This is a genomic window from Dellaglioa sp. CoH-57-MRSF-16 (assembly GCF_056782055.1).
On the sequence record NZ_JBXAXZ010000003.1, the window covers coordinates 166,976 to 182,926 of the forward strand.

At 32.4% G+C, this 15,951-nt stretch carries 16 protein-coding genes; 3 read left to right on the plus strand and 13 right to left on the minus strand.

Going from position 1 to position 15,951, the window contains the following annotated elements; all coding sequences use genetic code 11:
• Positions 1 to 6: 6 nt before the first annotated feature.
• From AC1RPH_RS04485 to map, 13 genes are all read right to left on the minus strand, one after another.
• Entirely contained in the window at positions 7 to 981 is a 975-nt protein-coding gene (locus AC1RPH_RS04485; RefSeq protein WP_481761538.1) for a Stealth CR1 domain-containing protein, read from the minus strand.
• A gap of 76 nt (positions 982 to 1,057) precedes the next feature.
• Positions 1,058 to 2,029 (minus strand): DUF6625 family protein, encoded by a 972-nt coding sequence (locus AC1RPH_RS04490; protein WP_481761539.1) that lies wholly within the window; start codon positions 2,027 to 2,029, stop codon positions 1,058 to 1,060.
• Between the two features lie 37 nt (positions 2,030 to 2,066).
• Positions 2,067 to 3,215 carry a glycosyltransferase gene (locus tag AC1RPH_RS04495; protein ID WP_481761540.1) on the minus strand — a complete coding sequence of 383 codons (1,149 nt, stop codon included), beginning with the start codon at positions 3,213 to 3,215 and terminating at the stop codon, positions 2,067 to 2,069.
• On the minus strand, positions 3,212 to 4,096 hold the full coding sequence (locus tag AC1RPH_RS04500; RefSeq protein ID WP_481761541.1) for an NAD-dependent epimerase/dehydratase family protein: 885 nt from the start codon (positions 4,094 to 4,096) through the stop codon (positions 3,212 to 3,214). Before AC1RPH_RS04500 ends, AC1RPH_RS04495 begins: the two co-directional genes overlap by 4 nt.
• Positions 4,089 to 4,679, minus strand: a complete 591-nt coding sequence (locus AC1RPH_RS04505; protein WP_481761542.1) for a sugar transferase — start codon at positions 4,677 to 4,679, stop codon at positions 4,089 to 4,091. The genes AC1RPH_RS04500 and AC1RPH_RS04505 overlap by 8 nt, the downstream gene beginning before the upstream one ends.
• Positions 4,679 to 6,508: a polysaccharide biosynthesis protein gene (locus tag AC1RPH_RS04510; protein WP_481761543.1), complete on the minus strand. Its 1,830-nt coding sequence runs from the start codon at positions 6,506 to 6,508 to the stop codon at positions 4,679 to 4,681. Before AC1RPH_RS04510 ends, AC1RPH_RS04505 begins: the two co-directional genes overlap by 1 nt.
• Positions 6,509 to 6,552: 44 nt before the next feature.
• Positions 6,553 to 7,278 carry a CpsD/CapB family tyrosine-protein kinase gene (locus tag AC1RPH_RS04515; RefSeq protein WP_481761629.1) on the minus strand — a complete coding sequence of 242 codons (726 nt, stop codon included), beginning with the start codon at positions 7,276 to 7,278 and terminating at the stop codon, positions 6,553 to 6,555.
• A gap of 23 nt (positions 7,279 to 7,301) precedes the next feature.
• A complete protein-coding gene (locus AC1RPH_RS04520) occupies positions 7,302 to 8,045 on the minus strand; it encodes a YveK family protein (protein WP_481761544.1) in 744 nt (247 codons plus the stop codon).
• Positions 8,046 to 8,058: 13 nt separating this feature from the next.
• Positions 8,059 to 9,042 (minus strand): LCP family glycopolymer transferase, encoded by a 984-nt coding sequence (locus tag AC1RPH_RS04525; RefSeq protein WP_481761545.1) that lies wholly within the window; start codon positions 9,040 to 9,042, stop codon positions 8,059 to 8,061.
• A gap of 286 nt (positions 9,043 to 9,328) precedes the next feature.
• The gene (locus tag AC1RPH_RS04530; RefSeq protein WP_481761546.1) at positions 9,329 to 11,074 is read right to left on the minus strand and encodes an MFS transporter; all 1,746 of its coding nucleotides are present in this window, start codon (positions 11,072 to 11,074) and stop codon (positions 9,329 to 9,331) included.
• A 32-nt stretch (positions 11,075 to 11,106) separates the two neighbouring features.
• Entirely contained in the window at positions 11,107 to 12,000 is an 894-nt protein-coding gene (locus tag AC1RPH_RS04535; RefSeq protein WP_481761547.1) for a YihY/virulence factor BrkB family protein, read from the minus strand.
• A gap of 101 nt (positions 12,001 to 12,101) precedes the next feature.
• On the minus strand, positions 12,102 to 12,971 hold the full coding sequence (gene galU, locus AC1RPH_RS04540; RefSeq protein ID WP_481761548.1) for a UTP--glucose-1-phosphate uridylyltransferase GalU: 870 nt from the start codon (positions 12,969 to 12,971) through the stop codon (positions 12,102 to 12,104).
• A 152-nt stretch (positions 12,972 to 13,123) separates the two neighbouring features.
• The gene (map, locus tag AC1RPH_RS04545; protein ID WP_409022111.1) at positions 13,124 to 13,906 is read right to left on the minus strand and encodes a type I methionyl aminopeptidase; all 783 of its coding nucleotides are present in this window, start codon (positions 13,904 to 13,906) and stop codon (positions 13,124 to 13,126) included.
• A gap of 151 nt (positions 13,907 to 14,057) precedes the next feature.
• On the opposite strand from map, the gene AC1RPH_RS04550 reads away from it, so the two are divergent.
• The 3 genes from AC1RPH_RS04550 to AC1RPH_RS04560 are packed head-to-tail and all read left to right on the plus strand — an operon-like array spanning position 14,058 to position 15,935.
• On the plus strand, positions 14,058 to 14,516 hold the full coding sequence (locus AC1RPH_RS04550) for a flavodoxin (protein ID WP_481761549.1): 459 nt from the start codon (positions 14,058 to 14,060) through the stop codon (positions 14,514 to 14,516).
• A 2-nt stretch (positions 14,517 to 14,518) separates the two neighbouring features.
• The gene (locus AC1RPH_RS04555) at positions 14,519 to 14,932 is read left to right on the plus strand and encodes a GtrA family protein (RefSeq protein WP_481761550.1); all 414 of its coding nucleotides are present in this window, start codon (positions 14,519 to 14,521) and stop codon (positions 14,930 to 14,932) included.
• Positions 14,933 to 14,972: 40 nt separating this feature from the next.
• Positions 14,973 to 15,935 (plus strand): glycosyltransferase family 2 protein, encoded by a 963-nt coding sequence (locus AC1RPH_RS04560; protein WP_481761551.1) that lies wholly within the window; start codon positions 14,973 to 14,975, stop codon positions 15,933 to 15,935.
• Positions 15,936 to 15,951: the final 16 nt, after the last annotated feature.

The window sequence follows — 15,951 nt, forward strand, 5'->3', positions numbered from 1 at the left end:
TCCTAATTAGCTAAAGTGTTCAGCGAATATTTTTCTTAATTGTTCTTTCGTTTCTGAAAGGCTCTCCAATGGTAACGATATGTCGTTTATAACAACTATTTTTGCCTTGGATTTTAAGGCGCGCTTTATTTTTGAAAAATCTCCATCTTCTGGCAACTTCTCAAACTTTCCAAACGAAAATCTACGTGGTTCAAAATTCCCTTTTGAAAGTTGCCAATCGCGTGCCAACCAAATATTTACATCATTTCTAGTACGAAAACGATTTTTACTAAGTTCGGCTAACAAAGCTGGTTCTTTTTGATATATTTCTTTAAATGTACTTTTCAATAAACTACTAGGCAAATGCGGTTCATACCATCCCAGAACAGACCTATATGGTAAAACTAAGAAATTTCTTACATTTTGAAACCCGTATTGCCAATTAAATATTTTAAAGAAATTCTTCTTCAAAATATTATTTTTTGAGAACCACTTATTAATAATAAGTATATTATTAAAAGGTATTAACGAAAATTCTTCCGACGGTTGAATAAGTCCCATTAATCCTACATCCTTAGGAGTCCCATCTTGAGAAAAGAAATCTGTTGGATCTACCTTGTTAGTTATAAACGTATCGTCATTAAATACGATAAAATGTTCCGATAAATTTTTAATTCTTGGAATATTCATTTCAATGACATTCGAATTAAAAGTAGGTAAATATTCTTCAGGAATAAAATCAGAATGATCAACAATTGTTAGATTTTTCATGTCCAATGGAAACTTCGGAACTTGTTTGTCGGTAATTAAAAAAATATGGTTTACCCATGGTGCAAATTTTTTTACACCTTCAAACCACCATTTAAAAATATCATAATCTCTGAAACGTTCATCCGCATTTAAATTTTTGTTTCCCGCGTACTTATTTTTTTTATTCCGCCAGATATCATCATTTCCATCAACCCATGTCACTACAAAATCAATTTTAAAATTATCACTCATGACTAAGTTCTCCTTAATATTTATTAGTGATTTTAATATTCAGATAAAAAGTGTTAATCTATTTTCAATCTTATATTTAGAGCCAAATTCTTCGTATTCTAGCCTTAAGCTCCCCATTAAATAATTGCTTAATATAATATTGGAAATATCTGCGGATACCATTAGGCCATTTTCCTTCATTATATTTCTTTATATTTTCAATAGACAACTTTTCATCTGTTATAAACTTATTAGGTACAATTAAAAAGCTATGGTCATCATTTGATATTTCAACATCAACTTGCATTTTTCTTTTTTGTAAATGAATATATTCTATCTTTTTAGTTTTAATTTTTCCGTTATCAATATAATTCATTACTAGTTCCCCATCATGCCATCTAAACACTTGATATTGTTTTCCCTCAGAAATATCAAGTGTTATAAATCGAAATGCTTTTACCCAAATATCAGCATAATAGACCTTTTCTTTATATGGATCATATATTCTCATATCTGTGTCGGGCATAAATTTTGCAGTTCCCCAAATTTCATCAAAGTGAGTTGCGTCATCAGTTGTAAATGCCTGCTTATAATTGTACGTCCCTTTTTTATGATGATCAATTTTATATGCATTATTAATTTGATTATTATTTCTATACATTTGAAAATGTCCACGAGTATTTATTTTGTCATATTTTTTTAGTATATCCTCAGATAAAAATTTTTTTAAATCTCCAAATATAGTATCAATATCCACAAATCCCCACCAATCATATCCCGAGATGTCTTCCTCAAATATTTCACCGTAAGCCGGTTTGTAGTCATTCAACTTATACGGATTATTAATTTTTATAGGAAATGTATAATGTGATCTTATTTTCGCTTGAATATCTTTAAAGTTGACTATTTTTATTTTAACATTCGGTATGGTTGTAGATATATTTTGATCAGTATATATTAGAAAATCTATCTCATTATTATATTCCGCTGATTTTAACCATAAATCAAAATAATTTGGTAATTCTCCAAAATATATAGCTATCAATACTATTTTTGTGTTTTTAATCATTGCGAATCCTTTCAATTTATAGACAACATCGCATAATTTAAATTTTAGAATATAAACTATACATAATTTCATTTACATTCTTAATACTATATTTTTTTGATACTTCAATATTGTTTTTAACAATTTTTTCGTATTCTTTATCATTGATGCCTAGTAAATTTTCTATAGCTTTCACAAACTGGGAAATATCAGTAGGATCATCCACTACACACCCGCTGATACCATTTTCTGTGTAATCTTTGATCCCCCCTAAGTAAGTACTTACTAATGGAAGACCAGTAGCCATAGCTTCTAATCCCGCTAGTCCTAATCCTTCTCGTTTAGATGGAAAAAGAGAAAAATCTGCTATATCTAAATATTGTTTAATATTTTCAGAATAACCTGTAAAAATAATCTTTTCTTCTAATCCATACTCTTTCACTTTTTTTTCTAATAAATCTCTTTGATCTCCAACACCGCATATAATATATGTAATATCAATTTTATCTTTCAATTTATTTACTGCTTCTATTCCCACAATATGATTTTTCCGCTTAGATAATTCACCTACAGAAATCATCACTTTACTATTCTTACTTATCTTTAAATCAGTTTTCAATTCATCGATATTAGTTGATTGTTCTCGTAATTGTTCCCATTTTATTCCAACGCCAGGCACATGTAAAACTTCTTTTATACCAAAAGATTTTCCAATTGAGTAATCTTCATTGTTGATTGTTATTAAAATATCCGTATATTTAGATAAGTAACGTTCTATAGGATAAAATAATATCCAATCTTTTTTCGGCCCGCCCTTAAAGAACTGAAAGCCATGTGCCGTATAAACAATTTTAGTTTCTTTATTATTTTTAAAAACTAATCTAGTTAATACACTTCCCATCGGTGAATGGCAATGCACAAAATTATAGGTAGTTGTACTTGCTAATTTTTCAAGCTGATTATATGCTTTTTTATTTGCTTTTATTGAACCAATTCCTCTTAAAAAGTCAATTTGATGACAAATTATATTTTTTCCTTCAAGCTTCTTTTTTAAGGAATTAGCCATATCATCTGGTATAGTTCCAGCGGAATAAAAGTTAGTTGCAACTTCCACATTATATCCTAATTCTTGTAATATTCTGATATTATCCATATTAAATTGTTCAATCATTGAAGCAACCGACGCAACGATTAAAACTTTTTTCATTTCTTATCCTCCATTAAAATTTTCGTTATCGTATTTTCTAATGTAAGTCCTAATGTATATTCGAAAGAGCACTCGCTAATTTTTTTATCATAAACTTTACTACCATATATTTTATTAAAAACACGAAACTTCCTTGATAATAGAGAAATAAGCGGATTAAAAATAGAGATAAAGTATACTTTCTTTCTTAATAATTTCCTTGTTACTTTGATTACATCGCTTGTAGAAACATATTCTTTATTTTGAGGGAAATAAAGGCCTGATGCATCATTAATAATTATCTGTTTGATAAATTCTGTTAATACATCTACATAAATCATACTTCGTTCATTGTTAATACTTGGGAAAATCAGGGATTTCTCAGCTAACTTCAGTAGCCTTGGAAAATTACCCTTACTATTCGGTCCGTAAACCATCGGAGTTCTGATAACAACCGTTTTAAAGTTATCGTCTGCTAATTTTTGAATTTCTACATCTGCCTGTAGCTTACTATCACCATAAAAATCAATTGGGTTCATTATTGTCTCTCGAGTAATTATATTAGTATTTTGTAGTCCATTTTTTTCACCATATACTATCATACTTGATAAAAAAATAAATTGTTTCACTCCCTCAGATTTAGCTTTTTTAGCCAAATTAATTGCGAGATCTCTATTTACTTTATAATATTGATCCTCCATACTCGGATCCGAAGATACATGTGCAATACCCGCAACATTAAGTACTACATCATATAGACCAAAATTTTTTCCTCTCCATTTATCATCTCGAACGCTCATCATATCAACTGATATATCTTCCGATTCTGATTTATTAATCCAGCTTTTAAATGCCCCTCCAATATAACTATGTGCACCGGTTATCAAAACTCGTTTAGTCATCACTCTTACCTTCCTTTACACCATCACTCTTTAAAACTGATGTAATTGTTCCAAAAAAAATTTTTAAATCTTCTGAAAAAGATAAAAGTTGCACGTAATCACCATCAATTTTTGATTTCTCAGCAATAGATAATTCATCTCTCCCACTAATTTGTGCTAATCCAGTTAACCCTGGGTAAACGTTATTAGCGCCGTACTTTTCACGTTCGTTAATTAAATCTTCTTGACTCCAAAGTGCTGGTCGAGGACCAACGATACTCATCTTACCTGTTAAAATATTAATAATTTGTGGTAATTCGTCAAGACTCGTTTTTCGTAAAATTTTACCCGAGCGAGTAATGAAAGCATCCGGATCTTTCAATAAGTGAGTAGGTACATCAGGTGTATCAGTTCTCATCGTCCTAAATTTTAAAATACCAAAGTAGGTTTTATTAATACTTACCCGCTTTTGTACAAAGAAAATAGGGCCTTTCGAATCGACTTTAACAATAATTGCGATAATTAAAAAAATAGGCGATAAAAGTACAAGGCCTACTAAAGAAATAACAAAATCAATTGTTCTTTTAAAATATTTTTTATACATTAACGCATACCTTCCGAATCAATTGAGGGTTCACCATTATGAGTATGTGCATATCTAATAACTTCTTTTTTCAAAGCAGTACCAGTTAACGGCTCTACACTCTTAACAAAACTCATAATTTCATCAATCTTGTATGGTGTTACTTTACCCAAGAAAATTTTTTCAAATACTTGCTCTTGCTGTTTTTCACTACTTACTAATAATTCTTCATACAGTTTCTCTCCAGGTCTCATACCTGACTCAACAATATCAATATCGTTTTCAGTATATCCACTTAATTTAATCATTTTTCGTGCTAAATCAACAATTTTAACCGGTTTACCCATATCTAAGATAAATAGTTCTCCACCTTTAGATAGCGTCCCCGCTTGAATCACTAAACGGCTAGCTTCAGGAATTGTCATAAAGAATCTTGTCATTCTAAGATCAGTAACAGTAACTGGTCCACCTTTAGCTATCTGTTTCTTAAACAGTGGTACAACACTACCACGGCTACCAAGAACATTACCAAAACGAACAACGGCGAATTTTGTATGACCTGGTTCATTCAAACTAGTTACAATCATTTCAGCGAGACGTTTCGTTGCCCCCATAATATTAGGCGGATTTACTGCTTTATCAGTTGAAATCATTACAAATGATTTCACATTTGCAGACTTAGCAGCTTCAGCAACATTTTTCGTACCATAAACATTATTTTTAATGGCTTCAGTTGGGTTAGCTTCCATTAATGGTACATGTTTGTGTGCTGCAGCATGATAGACTATTTCTGGTTTATATTGTGCCATTAAGTCAAAAATATGTGCCCGGTCTTGAACATCCGCAATAATCGGCACAATTTCAATTTTCCCAGCATAAAGATTTTTTAATTCTTGATGAATCAAATAAATTGAATTTTCTCCATGTCCTAGTAAAATTAGTCGTTTAGGACCAAATTTGCTAACCTGTCGACAAATTTCTGAACCAATAGAGCCACCCGCTCCTGTAACTAAAATTGTTTTACCATATATTTTGCTTTCAATCTTAGCCATATCAAGTTTAATCTCTTGTCGACCCAGTAAATCAACAACGTCAATCTCATGCATTTTTCTAGAATCACTATTGTCTTCTAACATATCTTCAAAACTTGACATGCGATTAATTTTAACTTTTAGAGGATTTAAAATATCTAACAAGTCCTCGTAATTATGGGGACTTAATGAAGGAATAGCAATTGAGACCTGTTCAACATCGTATTCTTCGACAATCATTGGAATTTCTTGGAAAGTTCCCAAAACTTTCTTACCCATCATCCACATTTTTTGTTTTTGAATATCATTATCGACGTATCCAATAACATTCAAGTCGGCATTATCTCTTTGTATTCTTTCCATTAAAGCTTCTGCGCCATCCCCTGCACCGACTATTAATGTTGTAATTAATGTTTCTGATTCTTCATTATTAAAGATATTTTCAACAAGATAGCGCCATGCAAATCGGCTGCCACCAATAAAAAGGAGGGCCAGTAAATAAGTTAATATTCCAAAACGAATACTATAATTTGAACTTATGAAAAAATAACTAATATTACTAATAACTGCTGTAATTGTTATTGCAATAAAAATTGCAATTATTTCTTTAAAGCTAGCATACCTATTAATTTTAGAAAAGAGGTTTAATGAGTATCCAATTATTAGGTATAAAATCAAACATATACACCCAAATTCCAATAAATCAGAGTTACTAAAACTAATATACGGCCCTAAAAATAACCTCGATAATGAAATTGAAACTACCCAAATCAAACTATCCAATCCAGTTAAAACAACCTGTTTACTTTTCCTAGTCACCTATAATCCCTGCTTCCTTAAATTATCCTACGTCTACTTAATTATTATTTATAATAGCCATAATACCCACCATAATAACCTGACTCATCACTACCTGAAACATCATTCAAAATCGTCCCAATGATTCTTGCATGAACGGTATCTAATAATTCTTTTGCTTTCAAAACGGCACCTTTATTTGCCACACCTTGTCTCACAACTAAAATTGTACCATCAACTTTTGTTGCAACAATTTGTGCATCTGTTACAGAAATTAATGGTGGTGTATCGATGATAACCATATCCATTTGTTCAGCGACAGCTGTAATTAAAGAATCCATCCGTTTTGTATTCAATAATTCTGAAGGGTTCGGTGGAGTAGGACCTGCAGGCATAACATATAAATTTTCAATTGGTGTTTCTTCAACTGCTTTTGCAACATCAATACTTTTTTCAGTCAAACAATTTGTAAGCCCGGTTTCATTACTCAAACCAAAAGTTTGATGCGCAGTTGGTCTACGCATATCGGCATCAATTAACAATACTTTCAGTCCTTGATTAGCATATGTTACAGCAAGATTAGTTATAACTGTTGACTTGCCTTCTGATGGACCTGATGATGTCGCCATAATAACTTTCATTTCTTTATCAACACTTGAAAATTGGATATTCGTACGTACAGTCCTAAATTGTTCTGCAATCGTTGATGTTGGTTGAGTAACAGTAATTAATCCAACACCGTTATCAATACTATCAGTTGATAACTTTTTATCTTTTTTTAATAAACTCATCATTCAATAACCCCTTATCTATTTTAATTAGTATGCTTTCTTTTTCTTGGTGTTGATTGTCCAAAAAGTCCTTGACTCTTATTAGTTTCGTCAATATGGTTAATCATACCTAAGTTTGAAAGACCAAGATCTGTCAAAAAATCAGCGTTTTTAACTGTTTTATCAAAAAGTTCTATTGCGAATGCAATCCCAATTCCGATAAGCCCCCCTAGTAACAGACCTATTAATACATTCATCTTTTTATTAGGTGATACTGCATTAGGTTTTGCAACTGCATCAGCAACAATTGTTACATTATTAACTTTCATCACTTTTTTTATTTTATTTTTAAACGTATCAGCAACAGAGTTTGCAATATCAGCCGCGCGATATGCATTAGTATCTTTAACAGTTACACTAAAAACCTGTGAATTTTCTTGATTTGATATACTTATCTGATTTTTTAAATCATCACTCGTACCAACGAAATTATCTTTTTTAGCAATTTCTTTTCTCACAGGATCTAGTACAATTTTATTTTGAATAATGTCTTTATACGTATTAATCATTTGGACATCTGCTTGCTGTGTATTGTAAGCAGCCCCTACATTATTGGCAGTTTCTGTTCTATTAACTAATATTTGAACAGTCGAGTTATATTTTGGCGTCATAAAGAACATGGTTACAAAAAATGCTAATAGTGCCCCCGCAATTATTAACCCAATAATTAATTTAAGATGTTTCTTTAAAATGCTAAAAACTTGTTCAAGATTGATTGTCTCTTCCATTGATATAATTCTCCTAGTCTAAGTCTAATTGTTTTCTGATCATGTTGGATACTTTCGTTACTTGTGCTGATGGAACAACTTCATACGACACACCATTTATCATTTGTGATTGTCCTTGAAGTTGAACATCTTTAATTGTGCCTATAGCACTACGATACTGAGTCACTATTTTTTTCATATCAGAAAATTTCAAATTTGTTTTCATATTGCTCTCAAGTACACTCAAAATTGCTTGATAATTTGTGACACCATCAATAGAAGCTATTTTTTTACCTAATTCAGTCACAACCGAGCGTTGTCTTTTTTGACGCCCGTAATCACCATTAGGATCAGAATGTCTCATTCTAGAAAAGTCTAAAACATTACTTTCAGTTAACTCAATATCACCTTTTACGTATTGATGCCTTCCCGCTGAAAAAGCAAATGGATTATTGACCGTAATTGGACCAACGGCACCCGTTAATTCTTCCAGGCCCTTCATATTCATCTGAACATAGTAATCAATTGGAATATTTAAATAGTTTTGAATAGTATCCATCGCTAAGGAAACATCCCCATAAGCATATGCAGCATTTAATTTATTATCTGTCCCGTGACCTGTAATCGGAATCTTCGTATCACGAGGTAAACTCGTTAATGTCGTCAAGTTTGTTTTAGGATTAATTGTCGCAACCATCATTGTATCCGATCGACCTTGATCTGTTCTCCCATCTTCGCCCGTATCAACACCCAAAATTAAAACTGAGAAAGGCGCCTCTTTATCAAGAGAGACACTCCCGGTTGTTCGTTTACTTTTAACATTTACTTTTTGATATGTATTATCTACAACGTCTTTTGCATCTAGATAAACCTTCGCCATCAACACACCACCAATAACCAATAGTGCGGCAACGACGATTCCGACACCAATCCCCCATTTTTTCAGTGTACTCATTTTTTTCTTTTTATGATGATGCTTCTTGTGGCTACCTTGGTGTTTAATATTATCTTCACTCATAATTAATTACCCCTAAATTTTTTAGATGTATACAATGACACAATAATTTATTATACATGTTACCAGACTTAAATGAAACTTAAAATCGTTTGTCTAATCATTGTTTAATCTTATTGTCAACTGATATGATATTCTAAACATTTTGACCACGCTTTCAAAGTTGTAGTGCTCTACACTTTTAATTATACGTTATATTTAAAAGTATTATATTTCATTTTTAATACAGAAAAAGAACATCATTAATTATGTTCTCTTTTTGAAGTCCCTATTACTTGTTAAAACTATATCATAACTTAATTTCTTTTTTATAATCAGTGATTTTTATAAAAACAGCACTAACGCAACTAATTATCCAAGTGGCTAGAACGATGATTAAACTAATTCTTGTTATTATTTTCGTATGATAACCAATGACTAACCTATTTGTACCTATTTTAGTTGCTTTAACGGTTGGACTACCCATAGTTGACAAGGTCATTTTTTTAGGATCAAGGCTATTACCATTTAATTGAACAGTTGAATTATTATAGACTATCGCGGGTAAAGAAATCTCATTTCCTTTTTTTGTTGCGTTCCAACTCAGACTTAACTTTCCTTCACTATTAATCGTTTTACTTACTTCATCTTTATTTTTTTTCATGTCTAATCGATAATCATGATAAGGACGTTCACTTAATACTCGATTATTAGGTAAATAGTCTGGCGATGCCTTGGTAATCAACTTTAAACCATCATCTAGATTTGAACTCATAAATGCTTTGGTAATCTGTTCGTTACTCGTATTATCTGCGATATCAACATTATTGGGAGAAACTATCGACTGATTAGTATGCCATGCTTCATTACTTTTTTGAATTTCTAAATACGATTGTACTCCGACAACAAGACCTCCAACAATTAAGAATAGATCAATATACTTCCGATAATTTTTAAATGAACTACTTGATAGTGTTGCACTAAAACCCGCTAATAATAAAACTACAGCGAACCCTTCAAAGCGACGTGGGTATTGCAAGAAACTTTGTATTGATGGGATAACCTGGGCTAAATCCGTCCAAGGAACTAATTTTGACGTTAAGACTAAGAAAACTAAACCTAAACTAGTTACTACTTTATTAGTAACCGTAAATTTTGCTTGTTTTATAAACAATAAACTAATTTGTACTACAAATATGAAGCTCATAACCAAACCAATTTTAGTAAGCGTTGGCCCCCCCATCGATAAATTCATAGTTGAATTGGACATCATCACATTAACGTGCGGTGCGTATAATTTATTGTTTGCGAAAACATCTAACATGGCACCCCAAACATTAAATGTCAGAACTAACGATAATAACCCCGCCCAAAAACAGGTTAATAATAGTTTCGATTTTTGATTCGTTTGAATAAAACCAACTATAAAAAAAACGAATAGGACACCAATCGACATCAAGGCACTTAAAACATGTACCTGTATCATTACCGACATGGTTAACGCTAAGGGTAGAATTCGCAATCCTTCTGCGTTATTTTTGATCATTTTAACACCCATTAAAACAACTAGTGGCACTAGCATGATACCCCAAGCCATAAAATTTTGCTCAGTTGACCATCGCGCAATCCACAAGCTACCCATAAAAAGAACAGCCATTAATAGTGAGATATCTTTGGTCGAAGTTATTTCTTTAGCTAGTAAATACATTGAGTAACCACTAATAAAGAAAATTAAAAAAGAAGAAATAACCTGAAAATTAAACCAACTATGTACGAGTAGTAGCAACCCACCTAGCAGATAAGCAAATCCAGGCCCATACACAGCATTGATAATCCGACCACTTTGTTGAAACCCGTAATTTGTTTGGAAATAGTTAAAATTGCCTGTTTTAAATTGCATATAGATATCGTAAATACGATTAAAATGAAATAAAGAATCAGAACCTAAAACTAAACTATGTGCGAGTATCTGAGGTAAGACTAAAAACAAGCTCACACTAAACATAACAATAAATACACCGACATGATTTTTTAAATTAATCGACTTATTTTTCAATTAACTTACCTCCCCTAACGATTTATAATATTTTATTTTTTCTTACTAAATCGACTTTTATATTGCTTAAATAAGCTATTTAGCTGAATAGATTGTGCTTCAACTTCACCATGTCGAACAATAGCAATCGATGCATTAAGAACAGCACCTAGCATGATTATCCATGCCCCAAAATCCAGCCAGAATAACATAATCATTACTGTTCCGATTGCACCATAACTACTAAAAGCGCCACCGAAATACTGCACGTATATCGAAAATACTTGGGTCAATAAAATCCACCCAATGGTTGTCAAAATTGCCCCTGGTAAAACTGCCCTGAACCTAAGTCTTGCACTAGGTAATATCCGATAAAGTAATAAAATAATAATAAAAATACCGATTAAGGCGACAGGCCATTTAACCGTGGTAATCACAGTTAAAAATTCTCCCGGCAAATGTAAAATGGGTGTCAACACCTCAACTACTATTTGACTGAACCCAAAGAACAAAATAATAGCACCTAAGGAGATAACTAACCCAATCGTTAACACAAACGATACAATTCGCCCAACAATTGGATTTTGCTTCGTTTCAACACTATAGGCATGGTTGAAACTTTTCTTCAATGCATTAATCCCCTTACTTGTCGTCCATAACGTTACGACAGCACCAATTGACAATAATCCACCATTTCCATTTTTCAGAAACGATTCAATAAACGGTGCTAAAATGCTATATATCGCGGATGGCATCACAACTTTTACATATTCTAAAATAACGGACACCTTTAAATGAAGCATTGGTATTAAATTACCAATAAAAATAATTGCTGGAAAAATCGATAATAACGTATAGTACGCAATAATAACCGAAGAATTACTAACATCGGCATTAATAAATTGTGTTTTAAATATTTTAATAAACTGAACGAACTTACTTTTCATACGATTCCTCCGCGAAATACATCTATATAAGAATAAATTGTATCACATTTAGACAAAAAAATAGATTGAGCATTTAAAATCAGCCCAATCTTCTAATTTTATTATAATTTTTTAGATAACTCTTTAATGTATTCTCTAAGTTCATCCTTAACTTCTGGATGTTTCAAACCAAAATCAATACTTGTTTTTAAATAACCGAATTTATTTCCAACATCATAACGATCACCTTTAAATTCATGCGCGAATACACGTTGCACTTTATTTAAACGATCAATAGCATCAGTCAATTGGACTTCATTACCTTCACCAGGTTCTTGTGTTTCTAACATCCCGAAGATTTCTGGTGTTAACAAGTAACGACCAATAATAGCTAAATCACTTGGTGCTTCATCAACAGCTGGTTTTTCAACAAATTTTTCAACATCATATAGCCCTTTTGACACTTCACTTTGTGGTGCAATAACCCCATATTTTGATACTTCTTTATGTGGGACTTCCATTACAGCCAATGTTGAAGCATGTGTTTCTTCATAGCGATCCATCAATTGTTTTGTTAATGGTACCTTATCTTGCATGATATCATCACCCAACATAACAACAAAGGGTTCATCACCAACAAAGTCTTTAGCCATTAAAACAGCATCCCCTAAACCTCTAGGATGTGACTGGCGAATAAAGAACAAATTAATATCAGTTGTTTGCTCAACCATTTTTAATTGTTCTAATTTACCTTTAGCTTTAAGATTAGCTTCCAATTCAGGTACTGAATCAAAATGATCTTCAATTGGGCGTTTCCCTTTACCCGTAACAATTAAAATATCTTCAATCCCTGCTGCTTTAGCTTCTTCAACAATGTACTGTATCGTTGGTTTATCCACGATAGGTAACATTTCTTTAGCCATTGCTTTTGTTGCTGGTAAAAATCTAGTTCCCAAACCTGCTGCAGGTATAATTGCTTTTCTAACTTTCATAATTAACTTCTCCTTTTTTTCTTTATACGATATACAAAATCCCATTAATTTATCTCAAACTCTACGAATATTACAATTCTATCATGAATCCGCTACATTATACAAAAAAACTGCTAAACAATTAAGTTAGCAGTTCATTGTAGCTATCTATTTTATAAATATTTCGCATCAAATTCTGGATCTTGAGAGGTTAAAATCTTAGGACCATCTTTTGTGATAACAATAACATGTTCATATTGACACGACAAACTACCGTCAGCAGTTCTTGTTGTCCAACCGTTAGGATCATCACTTTCTGATTCCCAACCGCCAATATTAATCATGGGTTCAATAGTAATTGTCATCCCTTCTTTAAGACGTAATCCTTTACCAGCTTGACCATAATGAGGTACGGAAGGACTTTCATGCATGGTAGGTCCAATGCCATGTCCAACGTATTCGCGAACATCACCATAGCCCATTTGGTCTTCAGTATAAGTTTGGATAGCATGACCAATATCACCAATACGGTTACCAATAACGGCTTGATCAATTCCTAAGTAAAGGGCTTTATGCGTTACTGCCATTAATTTATCAATTTCTGGTGTAGATTCACCAACAACATAACTCCAACAAGAATCGCTCATTGCGCCATGTAAACTAACAACTGTATCTACTTTAACTAAATCATTATCTTTTAAAATTAACCCTTTACGTGGGAAAGCATGACAAATTTCATCATTAATGCTGACACAAGTCGCATATTTATAGCCTTCAAAGCCAATTTGTTCAGCAACACCACCATGGCTTTCAATATACTTACGTGAGAAAGTTTCAATTTCCCAACTAGAAATACCTGGTTTTATAATATCTCGTAATCCCTTATGCATCCCTGCAATAATAGCACCTGAAGCACGCATTTCTTCAATTTCGCGTTCTGATTTTAATGTGATCATTTAATTTGTTTCCTCCTATAATAAATAATTCTTCTCAACTATTATACCGCAATTGTATAGAATTTGTTACGAGATACTCAATTCCTTTCACAATCGTTTTTTTATCTGATATACTTTAACTACTATTTTAATATGGAAGAAGGAATTTAGTTTGGTTTCAGCTAAAGTTATTTTTGCAACAATTACAGGTAATAATGAAGACATCGCTGACATTATTACCGAAGCATTTGAAAATTTAGGTGCAACAGTTGAGATGGAAGAAATCTCACAATCAGATGCATCTGATTTAACTAACTTCGATATCAGCGTTGTCGTTCCTTATACTTATGACGAAGGCTCACTTCCTGATGAAGGCATGGACTTTTATGAAGACTTACAGGAGCTTGATTTAACCGGTAAATTATTCGGTGTTGCCGGTTCTGGCGATACATTTTATGGTGAGTTTTTTGGAACTGCTGTTGATAAGTTTGGTTCAGCTTTCGAAGAAGCAGGCGCAACAAAGGGTTCAGCTAATCTAAAAATCGATTTAGCACCTGAAGAAGAAGATATCACTAAATTAGAAGCTTTTGCTAAAGAGCTATTTGATAAAGTAACTAGCAGTGAAAACTAGTCATGAATAAAATAAATGAATTATTTCATAAACATTATGCCCTAATTTCGTATTTAATTTTTGGTGGTCTAACAACCCTAATTAACATCGTTACTTTTGTTGTTTTCCAATCATACCTTAGTGTAAATTATCAATTTGCAAACGTAATTGCATGGTTTGTTTCGGTTGTTTTTGCATTCGTCACTAATAAGCTTTGGGTATTTGGCTCAAAGAACACTCATGTTTCAGGTTTAATACGTGAAGTTTTATCTTTCTTTGGCTTTAGACTTCTATCATTAGTCATTGATCAATTAATTATGACAATTGGTGTTTCTGTTTTACACTTAGATGCATCACTCGTTAAGTTATTTGATCAAATTTTCATCGTTTTAATTAATTATATTTTTAGTAAGTTATTTATTTTCAAAAAATCATAAAATAAAATTCAGTAAATTCATCCTAGGGGGCACTTTATTTATGACAACCAAAGTTCTTTCAATCGTTGTGCCATGTTACAACGAACAAGAATCTATTCCGCTTTTTTTTGATGCGGTTGAAAAGGAGTCTATCAATTTACCAGATATCCGATTAGAATATTGGTTTATTAATGATGGTTCATCTGATAACAGCCTCAAAGAAATGCGCCAATTACAAAAAGATCATCCAGCAACAGTCCATTATGCTTCATTTTCACGAAATTTTGGAAAAGAAGCTGCTTTATATTGTGGCTTACAAAAAGCGACTGGCGATTACGTAACTGTTATGGACGTTGATTTACAAGATCCAACCAGCTTTTTGCCTAAGATGTTAGCTATTTTAGAAGATCCAGAAAATGACTACGACTGTGTGGGGACACGTCGGACAACTCGTCAAGGTGAACCTGTGATTCGCTCTGCATTCGCTACTCTTTTCTACAAATTAATAAATCGCATCTCAGATACTGAGATTGTTAATGGTGCCCGCGATTATCGCTTAATGACCCGTCAAATGGTTGATGCTGTCTTATCAATGTCAGAATACAATCGTTTTTCAAAAGGTATCTTCAGTTGGGTTGGTTTTAATACGGAATACTTAGAATACACAAATCAAGAACGTGTTGCTGGTAAAACAAGTTGGAATTTCTGGGGCTTATTCAAATATTCATTAGACGGTATCATAGCCTTTTCAGAAGTACCTCTTTCAATTGCAACATTTGTTGGTTTCCTATCATTTGTTGGCTCTCTTTTTGCAATTATCTTTATTATTATTAGAGCGTTACTCTATGGTGATCCAACAGCTGGCTGGCCATCAACGATTTCAGTTATCTTAATGATGGGTGGCATTCAATTGTTTTGTATTGGGATTCTTGGTAAATACTTAGGTAAAATTTTCTTAGAAGTCAAAAACAGACCCGTCTATATTATTAAAGAATCAGACGTCTTCAGTTCAAAAAAGGATTAATTATAGGGGGATTCCA